The following is a 1,149-nucleotide window of genomic DNA, read 5'->3' as shown; positions in this document are numbered from 1 at the left end:
GCCTGATGGTGTTGAGCTGGGTGATCAGGGGGGCGAGGGTGTCGTCGGCGTCCCAGTTCCGGGCCTTGAGCTGGTACTTCTCCGAGTTCAGGTATTCCTCGCCGCCCTCCCGCAGGGGAGTGTTCTCGGCGAGTTCGTAGCCGGAGTAGATGCCCCAGGTCGGCGAGAGGGTCGCGGCCAGCACCGCGCGCAGCGCGAACGCGGGACGGCCGCCGTGCTGGAGGAACTCGTGCAGGATGTCGGGAGTGTTGGCGAAGAAGTTCGGCCGCATGTAGGAGGCCGCCTCACCCGAGAGCTCGCTCAGGTACTCGGTGAGTTCTTCCTTGGTGGTGCGCCAGGTGAAGTAGGTGTAGGACTGCTGGAAGCCGATCTGGGCCAGGGTGTGCATCATCGCCGGGCGGGTGAACGCCTCGGCCAGGAAGATCACGTCCGGGTCGGTGGCGTTGATGTCCGCGATCACCCGCTCCCAGAACACCACCGGCTTGGTGTGCGGATTGTCCACGCGGAAGATCCGCACCCCGTGGTCCATCCAGTGCCGCAGCACCCGCAGCGTCTCCGCGATCAAGCCTTCCAGGTCGGCGTCGAAGGCGATCGGGTAGATGTCCTGGTACTTCTTCGGCGGGTTCTCCGCGTACGCGATGGTCCCGTCCGGGCGGTGGTGGAACCACTCCGGGTGCTTGTGCACCCAGGGATGATCCGGCGAGCACTGCAGCGCGAAGTCCAGCGCGATCTCCAGACCCTGCGCCGCGGCCTCCTGCACGAACCAGTCGAAGTCCTCCAGCGTGCCCAGATCCGGGTGCACCGCGTCATGGCCGCCCTCCGGCGAGCCGATCGCCCACGGCACCCCCACATCGTCGGGACCGGCGGACAGGGTGTTGTTGCGGCCCTTGCGGAAAGTGCTGCCGATCGGATGGATCGGCGGCAGATAGACCACGTCGAAACCCATCGCCGCGATCGCCGGCAGCCGGCGCGCCGCGGTACGGAACGTGCCGTGCGGCCGCTCAGGGGTGCCCTCCGAACGCGGGAAGAACTCGTACCACGACCCGAACAGCGCCCGCTCCCGCTCCACCAGCAGCGGCAACGTCTCCGACGCCGTGATCAACTCCCGCAGGGGATGGCGGGCGAGCACCGCGTCCACGTCAGGCGTCA

The 1,149-nt window shown here is 67.8% G+C and carries 1 pseudogene; it reads right to left on the bottom strand.

The features are described from left to right. Window positions 1-1,149: pseudogene (locus AQJ46_RS51215) on the bottom strand (alpha-1,4-glucan--maltose-1-phosphate maltosyltransferase); the annotation flags it as partial.

Source organism: Streptomyces canus (assembly GCF_001514145.1).
Lineage (GTDB): Bacteria > Actinomycetota > Actinomycetes > Streptomycetales > Streptomycetaceae > Streptomyces > Streptomyces canus.
Note: the sequence above shows the minus strand (reverse complement) of the source record. Positions and strands in the feature narration are given on the sequence as shown.